Source organism: Allobaculum sp. (assembly GCF_047010065.1).
Taxonomy (GTDB): Bacteria; Bacillota_I; Bacilli_A; order Erysipelotrichales; family Erysipelotrichaceae; genus Allobaculum; species Allobaculum fili.
Genome location: NZ_JBKXLD010000042.1, coordinates 1 through 815, shown reverse-complemented (window position 1 = coordinate 815; position 815 = coordinate 1). Strand labels below are relative to the sequence as shown.

At 42.2% G+C, this 815-nt stretch carries 1 protein-coding gene; it reads right to left on the bottom strand.

Features of this window, described 5'->3' with window-relative positions; genetic code table 11:
• Positions 1–617 (bottom strand): BspA family leucine-rich repeat surface protein (locus tag ACLUYS_RS05215; RefSeq protein WP_412659307.1); only part of this gene is annotated, 617 nt, incomplete at its 3' end.
• Between the last annotated feature and the right edge of the window lie 198 nt (positions 618–815).

Sequence of the window (815 nt, the reverse complement as noted above, 5' to 3'; positions counted from 1 at the left end):
TTACTGAACATGCAGCTCATGTCCGTAACAGAAGAGGTATTGAATCCACTTAGATTCAGTTTCGACAGCGCTTTGCAGCTAATAAACATGCCACTCATATCCATAACAGCAGAGGTGTCCCAACTGCTCAGATTCAGTTCCGACAGCGCGTTACAACCATAAAACATGCCACGCATCTTTGTAACAGAAGAGGTATTGAATCCGCTCAGATTCAGCTTTGTCAGCGTTTTACAGTTACAGAACATGTAGCTCATATCCGTAACAGCAGAGGTGTCCCAACCGCTCAGATCAATAGAGGTTATACTTTCGCTATCAAAAATGCTGTGAGCTCTACCCTTCAACTTAAAACGGGCTGTACCATCTACTCGTTTAATATCATTAGGGTATCGAGCCCACGGGAAAGTGTACTCGTAAAAGTTATTAGTAAACTCACCTTCTCCAATGGTCAACACCCCATTAGAATCGATGGTCCAGTCGGCTGTTCCAATTTTTCCGGAATGTACAATTGTCGCTTCAGACTGTAATTCAGTTCCGGCTTCCTGGGCGATCACCGGAATTGCGGTCCCGGAAAGTAGCAGCGAAGAACACAGAAGAGCTGTCAGCAATTTTCTTTTCATACTTTCCTCCTCAAAAATGCTTTCTTTGATATTCATTCTACAAGACGGCAATAATAAAATGCTCAACACCAAATAAAAAATAGCCAGCAAGTTTCAATTTTTCTGAGATCTGCTGGCTTTCTTCTAATCTTTAATATTGACAAAGCGTAAGCGTCAAATAAAAGACGGGTATTTTCTCGACCGCCTCCTTGGGATAAT